The organism is Streptomyces sp. NPDC127129 (assembly GCF_042671585.1).
Taxonomy (GTDB): domain Bacteria; phylum Actinomycetota; class Actinomycetes; order Streptomycetales; family Streptomycetaceae; genus Streptomyces.
In genome coordinates, this window is record NZ_JBHXTV010000006.1 from 192,615 (window position 1) to 217,015 (window position 24,401).

The following is a 24,401-nucleotide window of genomic DNA, read 5'->3' on the forward strand; positions in this document are numbered from 1 at the left end:
ATAGAACAGGTTCTAGGGGAAGGGAATGGGTGCGCGGGGACGGTCAGCGGTCGAAGTCCAGCTCCACTTCCGCGGTGGCGGGGTGGGACTGGCAGGCCAGGACGTATCCGGCCTCGGTCTCCTCCGGCTCCAGCGCGAAGTTGCGGTCCATGCGGACCTCGCCTTCGACGAGGAACGCGCGGCATGTGCCGCAGACCCCGCCCTTGCAGGCGTAGGGGGCGTCGGCGCGGGCGCGCAGGACCGTTTCGAGCAGCGTCTCGCCCTTCTGCACGGGCCAGTTGCCGGAGCGGCCGTGCAGGGTGGCCGTGAGTGTGGCGTGGGCCGGGGCGGAAGCGGCGGGTGCGGACGCGGGCGCCGAGCCGTCGTCGACGTGGAAGATCTCCTGGTGGATCCGGGAGCGGGCGACTCCGAGGCCGCGCAGGGCGCCTTCGGCGGCCTGGACGAGGCCGAACGGGCCGCACAGGAACCAGCCGTCGATGTCGTCGACGGGCAGGAGCGCGGGGAGCAGGCCGGTGAGCCGCTCCTGGTCGAGCCGCCCGGAGGGGAGTCCGGCCTGCTGCTCCTCGCGGGAGAGCACGGTGATGAGCTGGAAGCGGTCGGGGAAGCGGTCCTTGAGGTCGGCGACCTCGTCCAGGAACATCGTGGAGGACGCGGTGCGGTCGCTCCGTACGAGGCAGAACCGGGCGTCCGGCTCCTGGGTGAGCAGGGTGGCGGCCATCGAGAGGACCGGGGTGATGCCGCTGCCGCCGACGACGGCGGCGAAGCGTCCGGGGCGGGGCGTGAGGGTGAAGCGGCCCATGGGCTCCATGACGTCGACGGTGTCGCCGACGGCCAGTTCCTTGAGGGCGTAGGTGGAGAACTCGCCGCCGTCGACCAGCCTGATGCCGACGCGCAGGACGGGATCCTGGCCGGTGGGGGCCGCGGGCGCGCAGATCGAGTACGTGCGGCGGATCTCCTCGCCGTCGCGTGCGGTGCGGCGCAGGGCGAGGTGCTGGCCGGGGGTGTGGCGGTAGGCGTCGCGGAGCTCGGGCGGGACGGCGAAGGTGACGGCCACCGAGTCGTCCGTGAGCTGCTCGACCTCGCTCACCCGGAGGGGATGGAACTCGGCCCGTCCGGAGCGTGAGGACTGCATCTACAACTCCTTGAAGTGGTCGAACGGTTCGCGGCAGGCCGTGCAGCGGCGCAGCGCCTTGCAGGCCGTGGAGGAGAACCGGCTGAGCAGCTCGGTCTCGGTGGAGCCGCAGTGCGGGCAGCGGATCGCCAGGGTGAGGGGGACGGGGCCGCCGGCCGGGCCTTGCGGGCGGGGCGGGGCGATGCCGAACTCGGCGAGCTTGCGCCGGCCTTCGTCGCTGATGTCGTCCGTCGACCAGGCGGGGGCGAGGACGGTGACGACGGAGACGTCGGGGACGCCGTGCTGGTGCAGGGCGTGCTCGATGTCGGAGGACATCGCCTCGATCGCGGGGCAGCCGGTGTACGTCGGGGTCAGTTCGACTTCGACGCGGCCGGGTCCGAGGACCTGGACGCCGCGCAGGACGCCGAGCTCTTCGAGGGTGAGGACGGGCAGTTCGGGGTCGGGGACGGCGCCGGCGATCCGGGCCAGTTCCCGCTCCAGGTCCGTCATGGTCGTGGTCACCATGTCGCTCCCGGGTGGCTGCGGTGCAGGTGCTGCATCTCGGCGATCATGCGGCCGAAGGACTCGGTGTGGAGGCCCTGCCGGCCGGCTCCGGCGCGCCAGGCGCCGGTGTCGGGCCCGCCGGGGACGGTAAGGGTGGCCCGTTCGAGGACGGCCGTGACCGAGTCGAGCCAGGCGCCGCGGAGTGCTTCGAGGTCCACGCCGAGGCCTTCGAGGGGCTGGAACAGTTCGCCGGTGTAGCGCCAGAGGGCGTCGCAGGCGCGCTGCATGCGGGCGTGGCTCTCGTCGGTGCCGTCGCCGAGGCGGAGGGTCCAGTGTTCGGCGTGGTCCTGGTGGTAGGCGACTTCCTTGACGGCCTTCGCCGCGAGGCCGCTGAGGGGGCCGTCGCCGGCGGCCAGCTGTCCGTACAGGAGGCGCTGGTAGGTGGAGAAGTAGAGCTGGCGGGCGATGGTGTGGGCGAAGTCGCCGTTGGGCTGTTCGACGAGCTGGGTGTTGCGGAAGGCCCGTTCTTCGCGGAGGTAGGCCAGTTCGTCCTCGTCGCCGACGAGGGAGAGCAGGATGCGCGCCTGGCCGAGGAGGTCGAGCGCGATGTTGGCGAGGGCGACCTCTTCCTCCAGGACGGGGGCGTTGCCCGCCCACTCCCCCAGTCGGTGGGAGAGCACGAGGGCGTCGTCGCCGAGGGCGAGGGCGGCTTCGGTGATCGCGGCGGTGTCGGTGGTGCCGGCGGTCGCGCTCACGGGTGCTTCGCTCACAGGTGCTTCACTCCCTCGGGGATCTCGTAGAAGGTCGGGTGGCGGTAGGGCTTGTCCGCCGACGGTTCGAAGAACGGGTCCTTCTCGTCGGGCGAGGAGGCGGTGATCGCGGTGGAGGGGACCACCCAGATCGAGACGCCTTCGTTGCGGCGGGTGTAGAGGTCCCGGGCGTTGCGCAGGGCCATCTCGGCGTCGGGCGCGTGCAGGCTGCCGGCGTGCGTGTGGGACAGCCCGCGGCGCGAGCGCACGAACACCTCCCACAGCGGCCATCCGTCGGTGGTCATGCCCGTGCCTCCCCGTTGGTGTGCGTGTCCGTGTTCGTGTGCGTGTTCGTGTGCTGGTGGGCGGCCGTGTGCTTGCCGGCATAAGCCGCGGCGGCCTCTCTGACCCAGGCGCCCTCTTCGTGGGCGCGGCGGCGCGTGTCGAGGCGCTGTTCGTTGCAGGGGCCGTTGCCCTTGAGGACGTCCCAGAACTCGGCCCAGTCGATGGGTCCGAAGTCGTAGTGCCCGCGCTCCTCGTTCCAGCGCAGGTCCGGGTCGGGGAGGGTGAGTCCGAGGGCTTCGGCCTGCGGGACGGCGATGTCGACGAAGCGCTGGCGCAGCTCGTCGTTGGAGTGCCGCTTGATCTTCCAGGCCATGGACTGGGCGGAGTGCGCCGATTCGTCGTCCGGGGGGCCGAACATCATCAGCGAGGGCCACCACCAGCGGTCCACCGCGTCCTGCGCCATGGCGTGCTGGGCCTCGGTGCCCTGGGAGAGGGCGAGGAGCGCTTCGTACCCCTGGCGCTGGTGGAAGGACTCCTCCTTGCAGATCCGGACCATCGCGCGGGCGTACGGGCCGTAGGAGCAGCGGCAGAGCGGGACCTGGTTGGTGATCGCGGCGCCGTCCACGAGCCAGCCGATGGCGCCGACGTCGGCCCAGGTCAGCGTCGGGTAGTTGAAGATCGAGGAGTACTTCTGGCGGCCGGCGTGGAGCTTGTCGAGGAGCTCGTCGCGGCCGGTGCCGAGGGTCTCCGCCGCGCTGTACAGGTACAGGCCGTGGCCGGCCTCGTCCTGGACCTTGGCCATCAGGATCGCCTTGCGGCGCAGTGAGGGCGCGCGGGTGATCCAGTTGGCCTCGGGCTGCATTCCGATGATCTCGGAGTGGGCGTGCTGCGCTATCTGGCGGACGAGGGAGGCCCGGTAGGCGTCGGGCATCCAGTCGCGCGGCTCGATGCGCTCGTCGGCGGCGACGGCGGCGTCGAACACCGCCTCGTAGGCGGCGTGCGCCGCTTCCGCCGCCGTGTCCTGCTCGCCGTGCGCGGCCGCCCGCGCGCTCTGCGCGTTGGCGGTCACTGCGGTCGCTGCCGTCCCTGCGGTCATCGCACTCCCTACCGACCGATCGTTCGGTTGAATGACTTCAATGGTCGGTCGACGGCCCGTATGGTGTCAACCCTGTGGATAACCGAGGGTGGACCGATCGGGATCGGGGCGGGATGGAAGCGCACGACGACGCGGACACGCGCGAGGAGCACCCGTTGCCGGAACCGGGTCCACGAGGGGGCGCCGGGATCGCCTCCCTCTCCCTTCCGTACCAGGTCGTCGCGGCCGTCTCGCTCGCCGTCGTCGGCGTCCTCGCCTGCGTCCACCTCGCGATGGTGTTTCTGCACGTCGCGCCGTCGAACACGCTGACCAAGCAGCACGGCGCCGCCGTCGACGACTGGGTGTATCCCGAGTTCGAGCAGAACTGGAAGCTCTTCGCCCCCAACCCGCTGCAGCAGAACGTCGCCGTCCAGGTCCGCGCCCGGGTCGCGGACGGCGACGGCACCCCGCGCACGACCGGCTGGATCGATCTGACCGCCCGGGACGCCGAGGCGATACGGGGCAGCCTCGTGCCCAGCCACACCCAGCAGAACGAACTCCGCCGGGCGTGGGACTTCTACCTGAACTCGCACACCGAGGACCATCTGCCCAACGGTCTGAGGGGCCGGCTCTCCGAGGGCTACATCCGCCGGATCGTCATGCTCCGTCTCGACGAGCAGCGGCTCGGCGGCGCCGTGGAGCAGATACAGCTCCGCTCCACCACGCGCGGCGTCCCCGCCCCGTCGTGGAGCACCGAGAAGATCAGCACGGAACCCGTCCACCGGGAGCTCCCGTGGTGGAAGGTGACCGCCGCCGATCTGCCGGGCGGGGCGCGTGACGACCGTACGGAGGCGGCCAGGTGAACCGCTCGTTCACGCACCCGGACGCCGGAGGGCAGAAGAGCGCCGGAGGTGCCGCGAACGCCGTGGAGACCGGAGGATCCGCCGCGCAGGCCCCCGCTCCCGGGCGGGAGCCGTTCGACCGGCGGCTCGCCCGGGGTGTCCAGCGGGTGACGGCCTCGGCGCTCGGCCCGTACCAGACGGCGATCGTCCGGATCGGCTTCTCCCTCACCTGGCTGCTCTTCCTGCTGCGCGAGCTGCCCCACCGGCACGAGCTCTACGGCCCCGACGGCCCCTGGGCGTGGGAGATGGGCCGGCAGCTGATCGCCCAGAACGACGCCTTCACGGCCCTGATGTGGTCCGACAGCGCCCTCTGGTTCGAGGTCGTCTACGGCCTCGCCGTGCTCTCCGCGCTCCTGCTGCTGCTCGGCTGGCGTACCCGCGCCATGTCGGTGGTCTTCATGGCCGGCGTGCTGTCTCTGCAGAATCGCTCCGTCTTCATGGGTGACGGCGGGGACAACGTCGTCCACCTCGCGGCGATCTACCTCTTCCTCACCCGCTGCGGCCAGGTCTGGTCCCTCGACGCCCGCCGGGCGGCCCGTGAGGCCCGTGCGGCGGACGAGGGGCGGGAGGCGCGCCGCGATGTCGTCGGGCCACTGCTGTGGACGGCGCTGGGCGGCTTCCTGCTCGCCGCCACGTACTTCGCCGACATCACCGGATCGCTGTGGCTCCTGGTGATGCTGTGGGTGCTGTGGCTGGCGCAGGCTCTGTGGTGGTGGGTGTGCCGCAACGCCCCGGGCGAGCCCCGCACGCTCCTCGACGTCCTCGCCAACCTCGCCCACAACGCGACCCTCGTCGTGATCATGGCCGAGGTCTGTCTGATCTATGCGACGGCCGGCTGGTACAAGATCCAGGGCTCGCGCTGGCAGGACGGCACCGCGCTCTACTACCCGCTCCAGCTGGACTACTTCACACCCTGGCCGGCCCTGTCCGATCTGCTCGGCTCCAGCGGTGTGCTGGTGCTGGTGCTGACCTACGGCACCGTGCTGATCCAGGTCGCGTTCCCCTTCGCCCTGTTCAACCGGAAGGTCAAGAACGTCCTGCTGGTCGCGATGATGCTGGAGCACGCCGGCATCGCCGTGCTCCTCGGACTGCCCCTGTTCTCGCTCGCGATGATCTCCGCGGACGCGGTGTTCCTGCCGACGGCGTTCCTGGTGTGGCTGGGCGCGCGGGCGGGGCGCGGCCGGGACCGTCTGCTGTCCCGCCGGGGAGGAGAGGTGCCCGGGCAGCGCCGTTCGGGTGAGGAACCCGCCCCCCGTACCCTCGTGGGGTGAGCACCGCTGAACAGTCCGAGCCGATCCAGTACGACGACGGGTACGCCCCCGAGGTCGGCGTGGGGCCGCATCCGCAGCCCTGGCCGGACGGCGAGCGCTACGACCCGGAGCTGCTGGCGGACGGCGACCGGCGCAATGTCGTCGACCGGTACCGGTACTGGACGCGAGAGGCGATCGTCTCCGACCTGGACACCCGGCGCCACGACTTCCACGTCGCGGTCGAGAACTGGGGCCACGACTTCAACATCGGCTCGGTGGTGCGGACCGCCAACGCCTTCCTGGCGAAGGAGATCCACATCGTCGGCCGGCGGCGCTGGAACCGTCGCGGCGCGATGGTCACCGACCGCTACCAGCATGTGCGCCACCACCCGGACACCGAGTCGCTGACCGCGTGGGCGGCGGCCGAGGGTCTGGCGATCATCGGTATCGACAATCTGCCGGGCGCGGTGCCGCTGGAGCGGACCGTGCTGCCGCGCCGCTGTGTGCTGCTCTTCGGCCAGGAGGGGCCGGGCCTCACCGAGGAGGCCCGCGAGCACGCGGAGATGGTCTGCTCGATCGCCCAGTTCGGTTCGACCCGGTCGATCAACGCGGGCGCCGCGGCGGCGATCGCGATGCACGCCTGGGTGCAGCGGTACGCCGAGATCACCCCCGGCGCGTGACCGCCGGGCCCGCGGAGACCCTGTAGGGCCCCTCGTCACCGACGGGACCTCGTTACCGACAGACCCGCGGAGACCCCGTAGGGCCCCCGCGAGTCCGGGAGGATCACGCCTGGCGGCGGACCTCCACCACCCGGAAGCGGTTGGCGACGAACGCTCCGTCGCACAGGGCCGCGTTCGCGGCCGGGTTTCCGCCGGAGCCGTGGAAGTCGGAGAACGCCGCCGTCTGGTTGACGTAGACGCCGCCCGTCAGGTTCAGCGAGAGCTGGGCCGACTCCTCGAGGCAGACCTCCTCGACGGCGCGCTCGGTCTCGGGCGAGGTGGTGTACGCCCCGACCGTCATCGCACCCTTCTCGCGGACCGTGCGCCGCAGCAGCTCCAGCGCGTCGGCGGTCGAGTCGACGGAGACGGCGAAGGAGACCGGTCCGAAGCACTCGGAGAAGTAGGCCGCCTCCGGGTCCTGCTTCGAGCCGTCCAGCTTGACGATCACCGGCGTACGGACGACGGCGTCCGGGAAGTCCGGGTTCGCCACCTCGCGGGAGGCCAGGGCCACCTCGCCGAGACCGGCGGCCGCCTCCAGGCGCGCCTTCACGTCCGGGTTGACCAGGGCGCCGAGCAGCGCGTTCGCCCGGGCGTCGTCGCCGAGCAGCCCGCCGACCGCCGCCGAGAGGTCGGCGACGACCTCGTCGTACGACTTCGGGCCCGCGTCCGTGGTGATGCCGTCGCGGGGGATCAGCAGGTTCTGCGGGGTGGTGCACATCTGGCCGCTGTACAGCGACAGGGAGAACGCCAGGTTGGACAGCATGCCCTTGTAGTCGTCGGTGGAGTCGACGACGACCGTGTTGACGCCGGCCTTCTCCGTGTAGACCTGCGCCTGGCGGGCGTTGGCCTCCAGCCAGTCGCCGAAGGCGGTGGAGCCGGTGTAGTCGATGATCCGGACCTCGGGGCGGACGGCCAGGGTCTTGGCGATGCCCTCGCCGGGCCGCTCGACGGCCAGCGCGACCAGGTTCGGGTCGAATCCCGCCTCGGCGAGGACCTCGCGGGCGACGCGGACGGTGAGCGCCAGCGGGAGGACGGCGCGCGGGTGGGGCTTGACCAGGACGGGGTTGCCCGTGGCGAGGGAGGCGAAGAGGCCCGGGTAGCCGTTCCAGGTCGGGAAGGTGTTGCAGCCGATGACGAGCGCGATGCCGCGCGCGACCGGCGTGAAGGCCTTGGAGAGCTCCAGCGGGTCCCGCTTGCCCTGGGGCTTGGACCAGCCGGCGTTGCCGGGGGTGCGGGTCTGCTCCGCGTACGCGTACGCCACGGCCTCCAGGCCGCGGTCCTGGGCGTGGGGGCCGCCGGCCTGGAACGCCATCATGAAGGCCTGGCCGCTGGTGTGCATGACGGCGTGCGCGAACTCGTGCGTACGGGCGGAGATCCGGGCGAGGATCTCCAGACAGACCAGGGCGCGGACCTCGGCGCCGGCCTCGCGCCAGCCGGCCATCCCGGCGCGCATCGCGGGCAGCAGGACGTCGATGTCGGCGTGCGGGTACTCGATGCCGAGGGCCGGGCCGTACGGCGAGGTCTCGTCACCGGTCCAGGCGTCCGTGCCGGGCTGGTCCAGCTCGAAACGGGTGTTCAGCAGTGCCTTGTACGCCTCGAGGCCGGCGGCGGCGTCCAGCGAGCCGTTCTCGCCGTAGGCCTTGGGGTGCTCGGGGTGGGGCGACCAGTAGGCGCGGGTGCGGATGGTGTCGAGAGCCTGGTCGAGCGTGGACCGGTGCTTCTCGGCCAGGGCGTCGGTGGTCAGCTGAGCGGCGGCCATGACAGGACCAACTCCTCGTCGAGCTAGATCGATTCGGCGCGCGGAGCGCTCCACGACGGGTGGTCGTGGAAGACGGGTGGGCAGCGAAGGACGGACAGAGTTAGAGTAACCGAACGATCGGTCGGGACAAGGGGGTCTGCCGAAGCTGTGGACAACCCATCGGGGAGGATCAGTCGTATGACCGCCAATGTGAGCGACTCGGCGCCGGACGCCGGGGCGGGCGCCGCACCGGGCTCCGGTGCCGACGCCCTCGACCGCAGCCGTACCGTCGCCGTCGTCGGCACGGGGACCATGGGCCAGGGGATCGCGCAGGTCGCGCTGGTCGCCGGGCATCCCGTACGGCTCTACGACAGCGCCCCCGGCCGGGCCGAGGAGGCCGTGGCCGCTCTCGCCGCCCGCCTGGACCGCCTGGTCGAGAAGGGGCGGATGGACCGCGCCGCACGCGACGCGGCCGTGGGCCGGCTGCACGCCGCCGCCGCGCTGACCGACCTGGCCGACGCCGCGCTCGTCGTCGAGGCGATCGTCGAGCTGCTCCCGGTCAAGCGGGAGCTCTTCGCCGAGCTGGAGAAGATCGTCGGCGACGACACGCTGCTCGCCACCAACACCTCCTCCCTCTCCGTCACGGCGATCGCGGGAGGGCTGCGGCTGCCCGGACGGTTCGTCGGACTGCACTTCTTCAACCCGGCGCCGCTGCTGCCGCTCGTCGAGGTCGTCAGCGGCTTCGCCACCGACGCCTCGGCCGCCACGCGCGCGTACGAGACCGCGAAGGCCTGGGGCAAGACGCCGGTGCGCTGCGCCGACACCCCGGGCTTCATCGTCAACCGGATAGCCCGGCCCTTCTACGCGGAGGCGCTGCGCGCCTACGAGGAGGGCGTGGCCGACCCCGCCACCATCGACGCGGCCCTGCGCGAGTGCGGAGGGTTCCGCATGGGCCCCTTCGAGCTGACGGACCTCATCGGCCAGGACGTGAACGAGGCCGTCACCCGGTCCGTCTGGGACTCCTTCTACCAGGACCCCAAGTTCACGCCCTCCCTCGCCCAGCGGCGCCTGGTGGAGTCGGAGCGCCTCGGCCGCAAGTCGGGGCACGGATGGTTCCCGTACGGGGACGGCGCGGCGGCCCCCGAGCCGCACACCGCGCCGCCCGCCGGGGCACCGGCCTCGGTGACGGTCCAGGGCGACCTGTACCAGGCGCGCGCCCTGGTGGCGTTGATCGAGGAGACCGCGATCGTGGTCGAGCGCGGGGACGACGCCGTGGCCGGCTACCCGGGCTGGATCGAGCTGCCGAGCGGGACCCGGCTCTTCCTCGCCGACGGGACGGCGGCCGAGGACGCCGAGATGCCGGTCGTCCACATCGACCTGGCACTGGACTTCTCCGCCTGCGAGCGGATCGTGCTCGCGCCGTCCGCCACCGTGGAGGACGACGCCCTCCAGGAGGCGATCGGCCTCTTCCAGGCGGTCGGCAAGAAGGTCAGCGTCATCCGCGACGTCCCCGGCATGATCGTCGCCCGTACGGTCGCGATGCTCGCCGACTTCGCCTTCGACGCCGCCGCGCGCGGGGTGGCCGAGGCCGACGACATCGACACGGCGATGCGGCTCGGCGTGAACTACCCGCGCGGGCCCCTCGCGTGGGGCGAGGAGCTGGGCGTCGACTGGGTCCTGGAGACGCTCTCGAACCTCCACGAGGAGTACCCGACGGGCCGCTACGCCCCCTCCCAGGCGCTGCGCCGCCGCGCCGCCGCCGAGCGGGCCGCCGCCGAGGCGGCCGTCATCGGTTCCGCCGTGGTGGAGTCGGCCGCGGCCGAGGCGGAGGCGACGGCATGACGACCGCGAAGCGTGACACGTACACGCCCGAGACGCTGCTCTCCGTCGCCGTGCAGGTCTTCAACGAGCGCGGCTACGACGGCACGTCCATGGAGCACCTGTCCAAGGCGGCCGGGATCTCCAAGTCCTCGATCTACCACCATGTCGCGGGCAAGGAGGAGCTGCTGCGGCGGGCCGTCAGCCGGGCCATAGACGGGCTCTTCGGGATCCTCGACGAGCCGGGCGCGGGGCGCGGGCGGGCCATCGAGCGGGTCGAGTACGTCACCCGGCGCACGGTCGAGGTACTGATCGCCGAGCTGCCGTACGTGACGCTGCTGCTGCGGGTCCGGGGCAACACCGACACCGAGCGCTGGGCGATGGAGCGACGCCGCGAGTTCGACCACCGGGTGGCCGACCTGCTGAAGGCGGCCGTCGCCGACGGGGACCTGCGGGCCGACGTGGACATCAAGCTCGCCACCCGGCTGCTCTTCGGAATGATCAACTCGCTGGTGGAGTGGTACCGGCCGCTGCCGGGCGCTCACGCGGAGCGCGACCAGCTCGCCGACACCGTCGTCCACCTGGCCTTCGACGGGCTGCGTACGGCCCGCTGAGGGCCGCCGGCGGCGCCCTGCAGGGACTGCGGGCCCTGTCAGGCCCGACAGGGCCCTGTTTGCCTGTTCGCCTGTTCGCGGCCTCCAGCCTGCCGGCTGGAGGCCTGCCCGCGCTCGCCGGGCCCCGGCCGGCCCGCTCGGCCTCGCGCGTTCGCTCAGTGGTCCGGGTCGAGGTCCGTCTCCTCGAAGACCAGCAGCGTGCGGGTGGAGAGCACCTCGGGGATCGACTGGAGCTTGGTGAGCACCAGCTCCCGCAGCGTCCTGTTGTCCGGCGTGTGGACCAGCAGGAGGACGTCGAAGTCCCCGCTGACCAGCGCGATGTGCGCGGCGCCCGGCAGGGCCTGGAGCTGCTCGCGCACGGTGCGCCAGGAGTTCTGGACGATCTTGAGCGTGATGTAGGCCGAGGCGCCGTGCCCCGCGCGCTCGTGGTTCACGCGGGCGCTGAAGCCGCGGATCACCCCGTCGTCGATCAGCCGGTTGATCCGCGCATAGGCGTTGGCCCGGGAGACGTGCACCCGTTCGGCCACGGAGCGTATCGAGGCGCGGCCGTCCGTCTGCAGGATGCGCAGGATGTCGCGGTCGATCGCGTCGAGCGGCCGGGCCGGCGGGCCCTGCGGCACTCCGACCGGACCCTGGGCCAGGGCCTGCTCCCAGCCGTCGGCCATTTGTTCATCCGTCATGTCCCCCCGCCTCTCATCCATGGACGACATGTCTCCATCCCAGGCTGTGGAGAACCGATTGTCCACAGGCTGAGGTCGCCTGTAGCCAAAATGCCTCCACGACCGAACAATCGGTAGGTGAGGCGCGCCACACCCGCGCCACCCGCCTTCGGGTCTTATGCCCGCTCCCACGAGGAGGTGGACTCGTTGCAACAGCGCAGTTCGACAGTCCAAGAGCCGCCAGCTGCCGCCCCCGCCTACCGGCCCACCCCGCCCCCGGCGTGGAAGCCGCGCACGGACCCCGCCCCGCTGCTGCCCGACGCCGAGCCCTTCCGGGTCATCGGCACGGACGCGGTGGCCGACGCCGACCCCGAGCTGCTGCGGCGGCTCTACGCGGAGCTGGTGCGCGGCCGTCGGTACAACGCGCAGGCCACGGCGCTGACCAAGCAGGGCCGACTGGCCGTGTACCCGTCGACCACCGGGCAGGAGGCCTGCGAGGTCGCGGCCGCCCTGGCCCTGGAGGACCGGGACTGGCTCTTCCCCTCGTACCGCGACACCCTCGCGGCCGTCGCCCGCGGCCTGGACCCGGTCCAGGCGCTGACGCTGCTGCGCGGTGACTGGCACACCGGGTACGACCCGCGTGAGCACCGCATAGCGCCGCTGAGCACCCCGCTCGCCACCCAGCTGCCGCACGCGGTGGGGCTGGCCCACGCCGCCCGGCTCAAGGGCGACGACGTGGTCGCGCTCGCCATGGTCGGCGACGGCGGCACGAGCGAGGGCGACTTCCACGAGGCGCTGAACTTCGCGGCCGTCTGGCAGGCCCCCGTGGTCTTCCTGGTGCAGAACAACGGCTTCGCGATCTCCGTGCCGCTCGCCAAGCAGACCGCGGCCCCCTCGCTGGCCCACAAGGCCGTCGGGTACGGCATGCCGGGCCGGCTCGTCGACGGCAACGACGCGATCGCCGTCCACCAGGTGCTGACCGAGGCCGTGGCACGCGCGCGGCGGGGCGGCGGACCGACGCTGGTCGAGGCCGTCACGTACCGGATCGACGCCCACACCAACGCCGACGACGCGACCCGCTACCGCGGGGACGGCGAGGTCGAGACCTGGCGTGCCCACGACCCGATCGTGATCCTGGAGCGGGAGCTGACGGAGCGCGGGATCATCGACGAGGAGCGCAAGCAGGCGGCGGCCGAGGCCGCCGAGACGATGGCGGCGGCGCTGCGCGAGCGGATGAACGCCGAACCCGTCCTCGACCCGATGGATCTCTTCGCGCATGTCTACGCCGAGCAGACGGCGCAGCTGCGCGAGCAGGCCGCGCAGCTGCGGGCCGAGCTCGACGCCGAAGGCGAGGCGTGATGACGACCGCACAGAAGACGGCGGCGGACAAGGCCACGGCCAAGCCCGCCACCATGGCGCAGGCCCTCCAGCGGGCCATGCGCGACGCGATGGCCGAGGACCCGACCGTCCATGTGATGGGCGAGGACGTCGGCACGCTCGGCGGTGTCTTCCGGGTCACGGACGGCCTCGCGAAGGAGTTCGGCGAGGAGCGCTGCACGGATACGCCGCTGGCCGAGGCGGGCATCCTCGGCACGGCCGTCGGCATGGCGATGTACGGGCTGCGGCCGGTCGTCGAGATGCAGTTCGACGCCTTCGCCTACCCGGCGTTCGAGCAGCTGATCAGCCATGTGTCCCGGATGCGGAACCGCACGCGGGGCGCGATGCCGATGCCGCTGGTGATCCGTGTGCCGTACGGCGGCGGGATCGGCGGCGTCGAGCACCACAGCGACTCGTCCGAGGCGTACTACATGGCGACGCCGGGTCTGCACGTCGTCACCCCGGCGACGGTCGAGGACGCGTACGGGCTGCTGCGGGCGGCGATCGCCTCCGACGACCCGGTCGTCTTCCTGGAGCCCAAGCGGCTGTACTGGTCGAAGTCCGACTGGCGGCCCGAGGCGCCGGCGCCGGTGGAGCCGATCGGCAAGGCCGTGGTGCGGCGCAGCGGCCGCAGCGCGACGCTGATCACGTACGGGCCGTCCGTGCCGGTCTGTCTGGAGGCGGCGGAGGCCGCGCAGGCGGAGGGCTGGGACCTGGAGGTCGTCGACCTGCGCTCGCTGGTGCCGTTCGACGACGAGACGGTCTGCGCGTCGGTGCGGCGCACCGGGCGCGCGGTCGTCGTGCACGAGTCGACCGGGTTCGGCGGACCGGGCGGGGAGATCGCCGCGCGCGTGAGCGAGCGCTGCTTCCACCACCTGGAGGCGCCGGTGCTGAGGGTGGCCGGATTCGACATCCCGTATCCGCCGCCGATGCTGGAGCGGCACCACCTGCCGGGCGTGGACCGGGTGCTCGACGCGGTGGCGCGGCTGCAGTGGGAGGCGGGTAACTGATGGCGCAGGTGCTCGAGTTCAAGCTGCCCGACCTCGGTGAGGGGCTGACCGAGGCGGAGATCGTGCGCTGGCTGGTGAACGTGGGCGACGTCGTCGCCATCGACCAGCCGGTCGTCGAGGTGGAGACCGCCAAGGCGATGGTGGAGGTGCCGTGCCCGTACGGCGGTGTCGTCACCGCCCGCTTCGGCGAGGAGGGCACGGAACTGCCGGTCGGCGCACCGCTGCTGACGGTCGCGGTCGGCGGTACGGCGGGGTCGGGTGCGTCCGGTGAGGCGGGGGCTTCGGCGGCCCCGGCGGTCGCCGCGGCGGACGCCGAGTCGTCGGAGTACTCGGGCAACGTGCTCGTCGGGTACGGCACGGCAGGGCCGGCGGCGAGGCGTCGCCGGGTGCGGCACGAGAGCGCTGCGGTGGCGAAGGCCGTGGCTCCGGCTCCGGTCCCGGCCGCGGCTTCCGCCCCGGCGCCGGCTTCCACCCCGGCTGCGGCTTCCACTCCGGCTGCGGCTTCCGCCCCGGTGGCGGGGCCCGTTCCGGTGATCTCGCCTCTCGTGCGGAAGCTGGCCCGGGAAAAGGGGCTCGATCTGCGCGAGGTGCGTGGGTCCGGTCCGGCCGGGCTGATCCTTCGGGCCGACGTCGAGTCGGCCCTGGCGGCAGCCGAGGCGGCCGCGGCGCGTCCGGCGCCGGTGCCTGCGGCGGCCGTCGCCGCGGCGGGTGAGCGGGTTCCGCTGCGCGGGGTCCGTGGGGCCGTCGCCGACAAGCTCTCGCGCAGCCGTACCGAGATCCCGGACGCGACCTGCTGGGTCGACGCCGACGCGACCGAGCTCATGGCGGCGCGGGCCGCGATGAACGCGGCGGGCGGGCCCAAGATCTCGCTGCTCGCGCTGCTGGCCCGGATCTGCACCCATGCGCTCGCGCGCTACCCGGAGCTCAACTCCACGGTGGACACGGCGGCCCGGGAGATCGTCCGGCTGCCGTCCGTGCACCTCGGGTTCGCGGCGCAGACCCAGCGCGGTCTGGTCGTCCCGGTGGTCCGGGACGCGGGCACGCGGACGGCGGAGTCGCTGACGGAGGAGTTCGCGCGGCTGACGGAGTCCGCCCGGCAGGGGACGCTGACGCCGGGTGACCTGACCGGCGGGACGTTCACACTGAACAACTACGGGGTGTTCGGGGTGGACGGCTCCACGCCGATCATCAACCACCCGGAGGCGGCGATGCTCGGGGTGGGCCGGATCATCCCCAAGCCGTGGGTCCACGAGGGCGAACTGGCGGTCCGCAAGGTCGTCCAGCTCTCGCTGACCTTCGACCACCGGGTCTGCGACGGAGGCACGGCGGGCGGCTTCCTCCGCTACGTCGCCGACTGCGTCGAACACCCGGCGGTCCTGCTCCGCACGCTCTGACCCCGCCGGGCGGGGGCTCGCCGGGCGAACGCCGCCCCGTGAGCCCCCGCCCGTCGTCGTACCGGCGCGCACCGCTGGACCCCGGCCCCGGCCCCGTCTCCCTGCCCCCGGCTCCCCCGTCTCCCTGGTTGAGACGGAGGGGCGCTTCCGGGAGGGGGGCGGATCATACTGCTGGGATGACGATCGGGTATGACGCCATCGTGCTCGCCGGCGGAGGCGCGAAGCGGCTCGGCGGGGCGGACAAGCCGGGGGTACGGGTCGGGGGGCGGGCGCTGCTCGATCGGGTACTCGCGGGGTGCCGCGGCGCCGGGCGCACCGTGGTCGTCGGCGGGCGGCGGGAGACCGTGCGGCCCGTCGTGTGGGCCAGGGAGGACCCGCCCGGCGGCGGGCCGCTGGCCGGGCTCGGCGCCGGCGTGCGCGAGGTCGGGGCCGACCTGGTGCTCGTGCTCTCCGCCGACCTGCCGTTCCTCGACGAGGACACCGGCCGGCGGCTCCTGGACGCCCTCACCGACGCACCCGACGCCGACGCGGCCCTCCTCGTCGACGCCGACGGCCGCGACCAGCCGCTCGTCGCCGCCTACCGTGCCGCCGCCCTCCGGCGTGAAGTGGATCTCCTCACCACCGCGCACGGCACCCTCTCCGGGCTTCCGCTGCGTCTCCTCACCCAGGGGCTGCGGCTCGTCCGGGTCACCGCAGGCCCCCTCGCCTCCTTCGACTGCGACACCTGGGAGGACATCGCCACGGCCCGGGCCCGGATCAGGGAGCATGGGAACGTGCTGGACGAATGGATCACCGCAGTCAAGGACGAACTGGGCATCGAGATCGACGTCGACACCGGCGTGCTGCTCGATCTGGCCCGCGACGCCGCCCACGGGGTCGCCCGCCCTGCCGCCCCGCTGACCACGTTCCTGGTCGGGTACGCGGCCGGCCGGGTGGCCGATTCCGGCGGTGGACCCGAGGCGGTCGCCGAGGCCGCCCGTAAAGCCGCGGCCCTCGCCAACCGCTGGGCGGCCGAAGCGGAGCGGGACGCGGCCGGATGACCCCTCAGGAGCACGCGGCACAAGCTCAGCCCCAGCCCCAGCAGCGGACCCAGCCCCAGCCCCGGTCCGGATCCGAGCCCGGGTCCGAGCACGAATCCGCCTCCGGGTCCCGGTCCGGATCCGAGCCCGGGTCCGAGCCGGGATCCGCGGCCGGGGCCGACGACGACGGCGTGGACGAGGTCCTCGCCCTCGTCGCCCCGCCGCGCGGCGAGAAGCACGGGTCCGCCGAAGAGCACCGCGCCACCGCCTGGCCGGCCGCGCGGTCCGTCGCCGCCCGCGCCGGGGCGGCCGTCGGGGCCACCCGCACCCCGTTGCGTACACCGCTCGGGCAGGCGATGGGCCAGGTGCTCGCCGAACCGCTCCGCGCGCTCACCGATCTGCCGTCCTTCGACACCTCGGCCATGGACGGCTGGGCCGTCGCCGGGCCCGGCCCCTGGGAGATCCACGCGGAAGGGGCCGTTCTCGCCGGTCACGCCCCCGCCGCCCCGCTGGCCGACGGCACGGCGGTACGGATCGCCACCGGCGCCCGTGTCCCGCACGAGACCACGGCGGTCATCCGCAGCGAGCACGCCCGCACCGACGCGAGCGGCCATCTGCACGCGCGGCGCGAGGTCGTCCCCGGCCAGGACATCCGGCCCCGGGGCCAGGAATGCCGCGCCGGTGACCGGCTGCTGCCCGCCGGGACCCGGGTGACGCCCGCCGTCCTCGGTCTCGCCGCCGCCGCCGGATACGACGTGCTGCCGACGTTGGCCCGCCCCCGGGTGGAGGTCCTCGTCCTCGGTGACGAGCTGCTGACCACCGGACTCCCCCACGACGGGCTGATCCGTGACGCTCTCGGGCCGATGCTCGGCCCCTGGCTCGACGCGCTCGGCGCCGAGGTGCTGGCCACCCGCCGGATCGGCGACGACGCCGAGGACCTGGCGGCGGCCGTCGCCGGCTCCCCCGCCGATCTCGTGATCACCACCGGAGGCACGGCTGCCGGCCCCGTCGACCACGTCCACCCCGTGCTCGCCAAGGCGGGCGCCGTCCTGCTCGTCGACGGGGTGAAGGTCCGTCCCGGACATCCCATGCTGCTCGCGCGCCTCGACGCCGGCCGCCATCTGGTCGGACTCCCCGGCAACCCGCTCGCCGCCGTCTCCGGCCTGCTCACGCTGGCCGAACCGCTGCTCCGGGCCCTGGCCGGGGCCCCGGCGCCCGAGCCGTACCGTGTGCCCGTACGGGACGAGATCCACGGTCATCCGCACGACACCCGGCTGGTCCCCGTCGTCCACGAGGGCGAGGAAGCGGTACCCCTGCACTACAACGGCCCTGCGATGCTCCGGGGCATCGCCGCCGCGGACGGGATGGCCGTCGTGCCGCCCGGGGGAGCACGGCGTGGAGAGGCCCTGGAGATTCTCGATCTTCCCTGGCCGATGGCTCCGACGCACGGCGCTTTCCAGGGAGGATGTTTCACGTGAAACTTCCCAGCCGTGACGTCATGGCCCGCCAAGCGGACGAGAAGACGTCCCCCTCCCGTATCAGGATGCCCCGGCGAGTCGTCGAGAAGCCCCTACGGCAGGTGACCAAGCGGCTGCTGATGGCCCTCGGAGTGCTGGCCCTCACGACCCTGATCGTCTACGCCGACCGCGACGGCTACCACGACAACGCCAACGAGACGCTCGACTTCCTCGACTGCGCCTACTACGCGACCGTCACCCTCTCCACCACGGGCTACGGCGACATCGTCCCGTACAGCGACTCGGCCCGGCTCATCAACATCCTGGTGATCACGCCGCTGCGCGTACTGTTTCTGATCATCCTGGTCGGCACCACTCTCGAGGTCCTCACCGAACGGACCCGGGAGGAGTGGCGGCTGAACCGCTGGAGGTCCACCTTGCGTGACCACACCGTCGTCGTCGGCTTCGGCACCAAGGGCCGTTCGGCGATCCAGACGCTCTGCGCCACGGGGCTGCGGAAGGACCAGATCGTCATCGTCGACCCCTCCACCAAGGTGATCGAGACGGCGAACGCGGACGGCTTTGTCGGTGTGGTCGGCGATGCGACCCGTAGCGACGTTCTGCTCCGTGCCGAGGTCCAGAAGGCCCGGCAGATCGTCATCGCCACCCAGCGCGACGACACGGCCGTCCTGGTGGCGCTCACCGCGCGGCAGCTCAACCGGGGCGCGAAGATCGTCGCCGCCGTACGCGAGGAGGAGAACGCGCCTCTGCTGCGCCAGTCCGGCGCGGATGCCGTGATCACCAGTGCCAGCGCCGCCGGACGGCTGCTGGGGCTCTCGGTGCTCAGCCCCAGCGCCGGTACGGTGATGGAGGACCTGATCCAGCAGGGTTCGGGCCTCGATCTCGTGGAGCGGCCGGTCATAAAGTCCGAGGTCGGCAAGAACGTGCGGGAGACCGAGGACCTGGTGGTCAGCGTGTTGCGCGGGCACCGGCTGCTCGGCTACGACGATCCGGCGGCCAGCCCCCTGCAGTTGACGGACCGTGTGATCACGATCGTGCGGGCGGCGCCCGTCACCCCGCTGTCGCCGCCGCCCGAGTAGCCTCGCCGCCATGCATGCGATCACGATTCCGGAACCCGGTGGACCCGAGGCCCTCGTCTGGGCCGAGGTGCCCGATCCCGTGCCCGCCGAGGGCGAGGTGCTCGTCGAGGTGGTGGCGAGCGCCGTCAACCGCGCCGATCTGCTCCAGCGGCAGGGTTTCTACGATCCGCCGCCCGGCTCGCCCCCGTACCCGGGTCTCGAATGCTCGGGCCGGATCGCCGCGTTGGGGCCGGGCGTCTCCGGCTGGTCGGTGGGGGACGAGGTGTGCGCGCTGCTCGTCGGCGGCGGGTACGCGCAGAAGGTCGTCGTTCCCGTCGGCCAGCTGCTGCCCGTACCGGACGGGGTGGACCTCGTCACGGCCGCGGCGCTCCCCGAGGTGACCTGCACGGTCTGGTCGAACGTCTTCATGATCGCCCATCTGCGGCCCGGCGAGACGCTGTTGGTGCACGGCGGTGCGAGCGGCATCGGCACGATGGCGATCCAGCTCGCCAAGGCCGTCGGCGCGAAGGTCGCGGTCACCGCCGGTGGCCCCGAGAAGCTCGCGCGCTGCGCCGAGCTGGGCGCGGACATCCTGATCGACTACCGCGAGCAGGACTTCGTCGAGGAGCTGCGCAAGGCCACGGACGGGGCCGGGGCGGACGTGATCCTGGACATCGTGGGAGCGAAGTACCTCGAACGCAATGTGAAGGCGCTCGCGGTCAACGGCCGACTGGCGATCATCGGTCTGCAGGGCGGCGTCAAGGGCGAGTTGAACCTCGGCGCGCTGCTCGCCAAGCGGGCGGCGATCACCGCGACCACGCTGCGGTCCCGTCCGATCCACGAGAAGACGGCCATCGTCGCGGCGGTCCGCGAGCACGTGTGGCCGCTGATCGGCTCGGGGACGGTACACGCGGTCGTCGACCGTACGGTGGAGATGCGGGACGCCGCGGAGGCGCACCGGGCCCTGGAATCCGGGACCCACGTCGGCAAGGTCCTGCTCACGGCGGACCAGGCCGGCTGACCGAGAGGCCCGCGCCCGCCGAGCGATGAGCCGCGGGCCGCGGGTCCCGCAGCCGCCGTACGAGAGCGGCCCCGCCGCGCCACACGAAAGGGGCCCGGCAGGCCTCCGAGGCCCGCCGCGCGCCGCATGAAAGGGGCCGGGCAGGCCCCGAGATCTGCCGCCGCCACATGAAAGAGCCTGGCAGGCCCCCGAGATCCGCCGCCACACGAAAGGGCCCGGCACACCCCCGAGGTGTGCCGGGCCCTCGCGTACGCGCTTACAGGTACGGTCCCGAGCGGACCGCGTGCCCGTGGCCCTGGTCGTCGTCGTCCTCGTGCGACGCGCCGGGCGGCAACGCCCGGCGCATCTGCTCCAGTTGGGCGCGGGCCGCCATCTGCTGGGCGAACAGCGCCGTCTGGATGCCGTGGAAGAGGCCTTCCAGCCAGCCCACCAACTGGGCCTGCGCGATCCGCAGTTCCGCCTCGGAGGGGATCGCCTCGTCGGTGAACGGCAGGGAGAGCCGCTCCAGTTCCTCGACCAGCTCGGGCGCGAGCCCGTCCTCCAGCTCCTTGACGGAGCTGGCGTGGATGTCCTTGAGCCTGACCCGGCTGGCCTCGTCGAGAGGTGCCGCGCGTACTTCCTCCAGGAGCTGCTTGATCATGCTGCCGATGCGCATGACCTTCGCGGGCTGCTCGACCATTTCCGTCACCGGGACCTCGCGGGATTCGTCGTCACCCTGAGTGCCGCCGAGCGCCATCCCGTCCTGTCCCACGATGAGGACCTGGGGAGTCTCCTGCGACCGTTCATTCCTCGGCATCTCCATGCCGCCATTCTCTCGCACACATGCCTCACCACACGGTGTGCCCCCGGAGGAGGGTGATCCACCCTTCTCCGGGGGCACAGGACGGCAACGGTCGCCCGTCGGCCCGGTCAGGTCGCCTCGCGGCGGGCCAGGGCCCCGCGGGAGCGGGTCACCAGGGCCGCGAGGAGCGCGGCGCCGAGCGGTACGGCGACCAGGAGCGCCGCGAGCGTCTCCCAGGGGACGACGATCGGGACGTACGGCACGTCGGCCGACGTGCTCCAGCCCTGGTCGAGGCTCTCCTGGTAGAAGCGCAGCTCCTGGCGCTCCTCGGTGAGCCGAAGCCCCATCGCCGGGAGTACACCGGCCGCCGATCCGAGGATCACGCCCATCGCCGCGACCACCCCGCACTGGAAGCCGCTGAGCGTGCGGCGGACCCGCGGGGGCGCGCCGACGGCGGACAGCGTCTTCAGGTCGGCCTCGGCGTCGGCCTGCGCGAGGCCGGTGGCGATGCCCGCGGCGCCGATGGTGACGAGGCCGGCGAAGACGGTCAGCGCCAGGAGCACGATGCTCGTGTCGCTGACGAAGCCCTCCTCCACGTAGAGCCCGGTGTCGCTGCCGATCTTGGCGAGTTCGCCGTCGAGCTTCTGGCGCTGCTCGGCGGTGGGCAGGGAGTCGGTGGAGAAGAACGAGCCGAACGGCACCGTCGGCAGGCCCGCGGCCTTCGCGGCGGCCGGGGTGAGGATCGCCCCCACGCCGTAGGCGTTCTCACCGGTCACCAGGTGGGCGGGGAGGGTCTTGACCTCGCCGGGGACCGGCTTGCCCTCCACCTCGGCCTGCTGGGCCTTCTTGTTGTCGGTCACCAGCTTGATGCCGATCTTTCCGGAGGCGTCGACGGGAGCCTTGACGAAGGAGACGATCTTCCCCTCCGCGAGGGCCTTCTCCGCGTCGGCGTCCTTGATGCCGAGCACCTTGAGCAGGGAGTCGTCACCGACCACGAGGCCGCCTTCGACGAAGACTCCGCCGCCCAGCTCACCGCCGCGGCTGTCCTTGCAGCGCCAGTCCTCGGCGAACGCGCGACGCTGCTCGACGGTGAACTTCGTCGAGGGATCCTCGCCCTCCTCGAAGGTCCCCCACAGCGGGCACTCGTTGGCCTCCGGGATGACGATCTCGAAGCGGCCGCAGCCCGCGCTGTCGCTGTACGGGGCGCAGCTCGGCTTGCCGACGAGGACGCGCTCGACATCCGCGCGGGTGTCGACGGGCACCAGTCGCTGTACGGCGTCACGCACCGCAGGGACGTCCCGGCCGCCCTCCTCCATCACGAACGCGGAGACCGCGCCGTGCGGGAGCTTCGCCGTGTATCCGGCCTCGCCCTGGGCGTCGCGGCTGGCCGCGTAGGTGGAGACGGCGACCGTTCCGGCGACCGCGGCGAGCACGGCGGCGACGGCGGGTGCCGTACGGCCCCGGTTGCGCACGGCGTCCCGCAGGGCGAGGCGCGGCGAGAGCGGGAGCCAGCGGCCGGTGCGGCCGAAGAGGCCGACCAGGGCGGGCGTCATGGCGACCACGCCCAGTTCGGCGAGGGCGCTGCCGCCCGCGACGATCACGAACTGGTCCGAGATCACCGACCCGTAGAGGGCGATCGCACCGCCCAGGAGCAGGGCTCCCAGGCCGACCAGCGGCAGTACGCGGCTGCTGCGGCGGACGCCGCGACGGCCGGTGAGTGAGGCGAGGACGGTCTGGCGGGACGCGGTGACGGCCGGGACGATCGCTGCGAGGAGGCCGGTCAGCACGGCGATCATCGCGATGCCGAACAGCTCCAGCGGGCGGATGTCGAAGGAGCCGAACCGCTGGCCCATGGCGTCCTCGAGGACCGGGCGCAGGGCGAACGTCAGGATCAGGGCGAGGACGGTGCCGACGACGGCCGAGGCGACGCCGATGACGAGGCCGCCGCTCAGCACGATGGCGCGGATGTGGTGGCGGTCCCCGCCGTTGGCGCCGACGAGCCCGAGCTGACGGCGCGAGCGGCGGGCGCCCACGGCGAACGCGGGACCGGCCAGGAGGCAGATCTCCAGCATCGCGAGGCCGACGACCGTGCCGGCGGCGGCGAGCTCGGCGGCCCGGGCGCCGGGGCTGTCCTGGAAGTCGCCCCAGCCCTCCTTCTGGTACAGCGGGATGTCGGCCTTGGCGGGCGGGTCGAGGAGCACGGCCCGCGAGGTGACGGTCACACCCTTGGTGTTGATCTTCTGGACCGCGTCCCAGGCGAAACCGCCGGGGGCCTTCACCAGGTACGTGGTGGAGATGTCGGAGGCGCTCAGCCCGGCCTTCTCGGCCGCCTTGGCGTACGGGGCGAGGAAGGCGCCCGGCAGGGCGTTGACCTGGTCGGTCTTGAGGTCGTTGGGGAGCTCGTACGAGCCGACGATCCGGAACACGCGGTCGTCGCCGCGCGCGGAGAGGGTGGAGCCGACGGTCAGCCCGCTGGTCTCCAGGAAGTGCGAGGTGGCGGCGACCTCGTCGGCCTTCTGCGGGAAGCGGCCCTCCTGGAGGGTCATGATCCCGCGGGCCATCGGGTCGGCTGCCTTCAGCTCACGGATCTCGCTCTGCAGCAGCCCGTGGGCGGTGGTCAGCTTGGCGCTTCCGGTGCTGTCCGTGAGGAACGCGGCGCCGGCCGGGAAGGTCTTGGTGACATCGGTCGGACCGCTCGGCCAGACCGTGTCCTCGTAGTCCTTGACCGTCGTGTTCATCTCGCCGGACGGGTCCTGGAGGATCGGTACGCCGTCCACGGAGGCGTCGAAGAACCGGCCGTCGGCGGCGCCGATCATCCGGGAGAGGCGCTCCTCGGCGGAGAGCTCGGAGCTGCGCAGGGTCAGATCGGCGGCGCTCACGCCCAGGATGGGCAGGGCGATCATCGCGAGGACGAGGAAGCTGCGTCCCTTGGAGCGCCAGGCGTCACGGCGGGCGATACGGATCGCGGCGCGCCAGGAGTGGAGCCAGTTGTTCACCGCTCGGCCGCCTGGCCGGTCAGGAGCGAGTCGGCCTCGCTGCGCACGGTCTGGTCGACGACGGCGCCGTCCCGCAGGAAGACGACGCGGTCGGCCCAGGCGGCGAACCGCGGCTCGTGGGTGACGAGCACGCCGGCGGCCCCGGCGTCGCACCGGGCGCGCAGCAGGGCGAGGACGGACTCACCGGTCTCGGAGTCGAGGGCGCCGGTGGGCTCGTCGGCGAGGACGAGACGCCGGTCGCCGACGAGGGCGCGGGCGATGGCCACGCGCTGCTGCTGACCGCCGGACATCTCGTCCGGGAAGCGGTCGGCGAGGTGCCCGAGGTCCATCTCCTCCAGCGCGGCCAGCGCCTCGACGCGCGCCTTGCGGGCGGAGGTGCCGTCCAGCTCGCGCGGCAGGGCCACGTTCTCGGCGGCGGTGAGGGCCGGGATGAGGTTGTAGTCCTGGAAGACGTAACCGATGCTGCGGCGGCGCAGGGCGGCGAGGGCCTTGCGGCCGGCGGTGGTGATGTCGGTGTTCTCGACGATCACCCGGCCGGAGGTGGGGGTGTCGAGGCCGCCCGCGATGGTGAGCAGGGTCGACTTGCCGGAGCCGGACGGGCCCATGACGGCGACGAGTTCACCGGGGAAGACGTCGAGGTCGATGCCGCGCAGGGCGTGCACCTCGGTGGCGCCGGTGCCATGGACGCGGGTCAGGTTCTGGAGTTGCAGCACGGGCTGCGCTGTGGACATGGAGGGGTCCCCCTTGGACGTACGAACGCGGTCGGGACACACGTACGGAGCGGATGGAGAGGTGGTGCGGGATGCGAAGAGGCGCGGGGCGCCTGGGTGGGAACGGAGGTGC

General features: G+C 72.7%; 22 protein-coding genes. 12 read left to right on the forward strand and 10 right to left on the reverse strand.

The window, feature by feature from the left end; genetic code table 11:
* Nucleotides 1–43: 43 nt before the first annotated feature.
* The 5 genes from ACFVGW_RS13890 to paaA are packed head-to-tail and all read right to left on the reverse strand — an operon-like array spanning nucleotide 44 to nucleotide 3,745.
* The gene (locus ACFVGW_RS13890; protein ID WP_385852105.1) at nucleotides 44–1,132 is read right to left on the reverse strand and encodes a 2Fe-2S iron-sulfur cluster-binding protein; all 1,089 of its coding nucleotides are present in this window, start codon (nucleotides 1,130–1,132) and stop codon (nucleotides 44–46) included.
* Nucleotides 1,133–1,636 (reverse strand): 1,2-phenylacetyl-CoA epoxidase subunit PaaD, encoded by a 504-nt coding sequence (gene paaD / locus ACFVGW_RS13895; RefSeq protein ID WP_385852106.1) that lies wholly within the window; start codon nucleotides 1,634–1,636, stop codon nucleotides 1,133–1,135.
* Complete coding sequence (paaC, locus tag ACFVGW_RS13900) at nucleotides 1,630–2,385, reverse strand: 1,2-phenylacetyl-CoA epoxidase subunit PaaC (RefSeq protein WP_385852107.1); 756 nt, start codon at nucleotides 2,383–2,385, stop codon at nucleotides 1,630–1,632. Before paaC ends, paaD begins: the two co-directional genes overlap by 7 nt.
* On the reverse strand, nucleotides 2,382–2,669 hold the full coding sequence (gene paaB / locus ACFVGW_RS13905) for a 1,2-phenylacetyl-CoA epoxidase subunit PaaB (protein ID WP_019887914.1): 288 nt from the start codon (nucleotides 2,667–2,669) through the stop codon (nucleotides 2,382–2,384). Before paaB ends, paaC begins: the two co-directional genes overlap by 4 nt.
* On the reverse strand, nucleotides 2,666–3,745 hold the full coding sequence (gene paaA, locus ACFVGW_RS13910) for a 1,2-phenylacetyl-CoA epoxidase subunit PaaA (protein ID WP_385852108.1): 1,080 nt from the start codon (nucleotides 3,743–3,745) through the stop codon (nucleotides 2,666–2,668). The genes paaB and paaA overlap by 4 nt, the downstream gene beginning before the upstream one ends.
* A gap of 113 nt (nucleotides 3,746–3,858) precedes the next feature.
* Here paaA and ACFVGW_RS13915 point away from each other — a divergent pair, with 113 nt between their 5' ends.
* From ACFVGW_RS13915 to ACFVGW_RS13925, 3 genes are all read left to right on the forward strand, one after another.
* Nucleotides 3,859–4,587, forward strand: coding sequence for a DUF5819 family protein (locus ACFVGW_RS13915; protein ID WP_383290898.1), 729 nt, complete (start codon nucleotides 3,859–3,861; stop codon nucleotides 4,585–4,587).
* A 62-nt stretch (nucleotides 4,588–4,649) separates the two neighbouring features.
* Nucleotides 4,650–5,897 (forward strand): HTTM domain-containing protein, encoded by a 1,248-nt coding sequence (locus tag ACFVGW_RS13920; protein ID WP_385852244.1) that lies wholly within the window; start codon nucleotides 4,650–4,652, stop codon nucleotides 5,895–5,897.
* On the forward strand, nucleotides 5,894–6,556 hold the full coding sequence (locus ACFVGW_RS13925; RefSeq protein WP_352187266.1) for a TrmH family RNA methyltransferase: 663 nt from the start codon (nucleotides 5,894–5,896) through the stop codon (nucleotides 6,554–6,556). Before ACFVGW_RS13920 ends, ACFVGW_RS13925 begins: the two co-directional genes overlap by 4 nt.
* 103 nt (nucleotides 6,557–6,659) lie before the next feature.
* Here ACFVGW_RS13925 and paaN read toward each other — a convergent pair whose 3' ends face one another.
* Nucleotides 6,660–8,354, reverse strand: coding sequence for a phenylacetic acid degradation protein PaaN (gene paaN, locus ACFVGW_RS13930; protein ID WP_385852109.1), 1,695 nt, complete (start codon nucleotides 8,352–8,354; stop codon nucleotides 6,660–6,662).
* A 177-nt stretch (nucleotides 8,355–8,531) separates the two neighbouring features.
* On the opposite strand from paaN, the gene ACFVGW_RS13935 reads away from it, so the two are divergent.
* Both ACFVGW_RS13935 and ACFVGW_RS13940 read left to right on the forward strand, forming a co-directional pair.
* On the forward strand, nucleotides 8,532–10,175 hold the full coding sequence (locus ACFVGW_RS13935) for a 3-hydroxyacyl-CoA dehydrogenase (RefSeq protein WP_385852110.1): 1,644 nt from the start codon (nucleotides 8,532–8,534) through the stop codon (nucleotides 10,173–10,175).
* Entirely contained in the window at nucleotides 10,172–10,765 is a 594-nt protein-coding gene (locus ACFVGW_RS13940) for a TetR/AcrR family transcriptional regulator (RefSeq protein ID WP_383224243.1), read from the forward strand. Before ACFVGW_RS13935 ends, ACFVGW_RS13940 begins: the two co-directional genes overlap by 4 nt.
* 155 nt (nucleotides 10,766–10,920) lie before the next feature.
* On the opposite strand, the gene ACFVGW_RS13945 is transcribed toward ACFVGW_RS13940, so the two are convergent.
* Nucleotides 10,921–11,430: an Lrp/AsnC family transcriptional regulator gene (locus tag ACFVGW_RS13945; RefSeq protein ID WP_383224350.1), complete on the reverse strand. Its 510-nt coding sequence runs from the start codon at nucleotides 11,428–11,430 to the stop codon at nucleotides 10,921–10,923.
* A 192-nt stretch (nucleotides 11,431–11,622) separates the two neighbouring features.
* On the opposite strand from ACFVGW_RS13945, the gene pdhA reads away from it, so the two are divergent.
* The 7 genes from pdhA (at nucleotide 11,623) to ACFVGW_RS13980 (ending at nucleotide 19,781) form a co-directional block, all read left to right on the forward strand.
* The gene (gene pdhA, locus ACFVGW_RS13950) at nucleotides 11,623–12,783 is read left to right on the forward strand and encodes a pyruvate dehydrogenase (acetyl-transferring) E1 component subunit alpha (RefSeq protein ID WP_385852111.1); all 1,161 of its coding nucleotides are present in this window, start codon (nucleotides 11,623–11,625) and stop codon (nucleotides 12,781–12,783) included.
* Nucleotides 12,783–13,811, forward strand: a complete 1,029-nt coding sequence (locus ACFVGW_RS13955) for an alpha-ketoacid dehydrogenase subunit beta (protein WP_385852112.1) — start codon at nucleotides 12,783–12,785, stop codon at nucleotides 13,809–13,811. The genes pdhA and ACFVGW_RS13955 overlap by 1 nt, the downstream gene beginning before the upstream one ends.
* Entirely contained in the window at nucleotides 13,811–15,205 is a 1,395-nt protein-coding gene (locus ACFVGW_RS13960; protein WP_385852113.1) for a dihydrolipoamide acetyltransferase family protein, read from the forward strand. Before ACFVGW_RS13955 ends, ACFVGW_RS13960 begins: the two co-directional genes overlap by 1 nt.
* Nucleotides 15,206–15,381: 176 nt before the next feature.
* The gene (locus ACFVGW_RS13965; RefSeq protein WP_385852114.1) at nucleotides 15,382–16,245 is read left to right on the forward strand and encodes an NTP transferase domain-containing protein; all 864 of its coding nucleotides are present in this window, start codon (nucleotides 15,382–15,384) and stop codon (nucleotides 16,243–16,245) included.
* Nucleotides 16,242–17,702 carry a molybdopterin molybdotransferase MoeA gene (locus ACFVGW_RS13970; RefSeq protein ID WP_385852115.1) on the forward strand — a complete coding sequence of 487 codons (1,461 nt, stop codon included), beginning with the start codon at nucleotides 16,242–16,244 and terminating at the stop codon, nucleotides 17,700–17,702. Before ACFVGW_RS13965 ends, ACFVGW_RS13970 begins: the two co-directional genes overlap by 4 nt.
* A complete protein-coding gene (locus ACFVGW_RS13975; protein ID WP_385852116.1) occupies nucleotides 17,690–18,781 on the forward strand; it encodes a potassium channel family protein in 1,092 nt (363 codons plus the stop codon). The genes ACFVGW_RS13970 and ACFVGW_RS13975 overlap by 13 nt, the downstream gene beginning before the upstream one ends.
* Nucleotides 18,782–18,791: 10 nt before the next feature.
* Entirely contained in the window at nucleotides 18,792–19,781 is a 990-nt protein-coding gene (locus tag ACFVGW_RS13980; protein WP_385852117.1) for an NAD(P)H-quinone oxidoreductase, read from the forward strand.
* A gap of 256 nt (nucleotides 19,782–20,037) precedes the next feature.
* Here ACFVGW_RS13980 and ACFVGW_RS13985 read toward each other — a convergent pair whose 3' ends face one another.
* The 3 genes from ACFVGW_RS13985 to ACFVGW_RS13995 form a co-directional block, all read right to left on the reverse strand.
* A complete protein-coding gene (locus tag ACFVGW_RS13985; protein WP_352187277.1) occupies nucleotides 20,038–20,583 on the reverse strand; it encodes a bacterial proteasome activator family protein in 546 nt (181 codons plus the stop codon).
* A gap of 107 nt (nucleotides 20,584–20,690) precedes the next feature.
* Nucleotides 20,691–23,558 carry an FtsX-like permease family protein gene (locus ACFVGW_RS13990; RefSeq protein ID WP_385852118.1) on the reverse strand — a complete coding sequence of 956 codons (2,868 nt, stop codon included), beginning with the start codon at nucleotides 23,556–23,558 and terminating at the stop codon, nucleotides 20,691–20,693.
* Nucleotides 23,555–24,289 carry an ABC transporter ATP-binding protein gene (locus tag ACFVGW_RS13995; RefSeq protein ID WP_352187279.1) on the reverse strand — a complete coding sequence of 245 codons (735 nt, stop codon included), beginning with the start codon at nucleotides 24,287–24,289 and terminating at the stop codon, nucleotides 23,555–23,557. Before ACFVGW_RS13995 ends, ACFVGW_RS13990 begins: the two co-directional genes overlap by 4 nt.
* Nucleotides 24,290–24,401: the final 112 nt, after the last annotated feature.

What these genes read in the sequence shown, in the direction of transcription:
- ACFVGW_RS13890 (WP_385852105.1), bottom strand. Translation starts at nt 1,132, where the DNA reads ATGCAGTCCTCACGCTCCGGACGGGCCGAGTTCCATCCCCTCCGGGTG.
- paaD (WP_385852106.1), bottom strand. Translation starts at nt 1,636, where the DNA reads ATGGTGACCACGACCATGACGGACCTGGAGCGGGAACTGGCCCGGATC.
- paaB (WP_019887914.1), bottom strand. Translation starts at nt 2,669, where the DNA reads ATGACCACCGACGGATGGCCGCTGTGGGAGGTGTTCGTGCGCTCGCGC.
- paaA (WP_385852108.1), bottom strand. Translation starts at nt 3,745, where the DNA reads ATGACCGCAGGGACGGCAGCGACCGCAGTGACCGCCAACGCGCAGAGC.
- ACFVGW_RS13915 (WP_383290898.1), top strand. Translation starts at nt 3,859, where the DNA reads ATGGAAGCGCACGACGACGCGGACACGCGCGAGGAGCACCCGTTGCCG.
- paaN (WP_385852109.1), bottom strand. Translation starts at nt 8,354, where the DNA reads ATGGCCGCCGCTCAGCTGACCACCGACGCCCTGGCCGAGAAGCACCGG.
- ACFVGW_RS13935 (WP_385852110.1), top strand. Translation starts at nt 8,532, where the DNA reads ATGACCGCCAATGTGAGCGACTCGGCGCCGGACGCCGGGGCGGGCGCC.
- ACFVGW_RS13940 (WP_383224243.1), top strand. Translation starts at nt 10,172, where the DNA reads ATGACGACCGCGAAGCGTGACACGTACACGCCCGAGACGCTGCTCTCC.
- ACFVGW_RS13945 (WP_383224350.1), bottom strand. Translation starts at nt 11,430, where the DNA reads ATGGCCGACGGCTGGGAGCAGGCCCTGGCCCAGGGTCCGGTCGGAGTG.
- ACFVGW_RS13955 (WP_385852112.1), top strand. Translation starts at nt 12,783, where the DNA reads ATGACGACCGCACAGAAGACGGCGGCGGACAAGGCCACGGCCAAGCCC.
- ACFVGW_RS13960 (WP_385852113.1), top strand. Translation starts at nt 13,811, where the DNA reads ATGGCGCAGGTGCTCGAGTTCAAGCTGCCCGACCTCGGTGAGGGGCTG.
- ACFVGW_RS13965 (WP_385852114.1), top strand. Translation starts at nt 15,382, where the DNA reads ATGACGATCGGGTATGACGCCATCGTGCTCGCCGGCGGAGGCGCGAAG.
- ACFVGW_RS13970 (WP_385852115.1), top strand. Translation starts at nt 16,242, where the DNA reads ATGACCCCTCAGGAGCACGCGGCACAAGCTCAGCCCCAGCCCCAGCAG.
- ACFVGW_RS13975 (WP_385852116.1), top strand. Translation starts at nt 17,690, where the DNA reads ATGTTTCACGTGAAACTTCCCAGCCGTGACGTCATGGCCCGCCAAGCG.
- ACFVGW_RS13980 (WP_385852117.1), top strand. Translation starts at nt 18,792, where the DNA reads ATGCATGCGATCACGATTCCGGAACCCGGTGGACCCGAGGCCCTCGTC.
- ACFVGW_RS13985 (WP_352187277.1), bottom strand. Translation starts at nt 20,583, where the DNA reads ATGGAGATGCCGAGGAATGAACGGTCGCAGGAGACTCCCCAGGTCCTC.
- ACFVGW_RS13995 (WP_352187279.1), bottom strand. Translation starts at nt 24,289, where the DNA reads ATGTCCACAGCGCAGCCCGTGCTGCAACTCCAGAACCTGACCCGCGTC.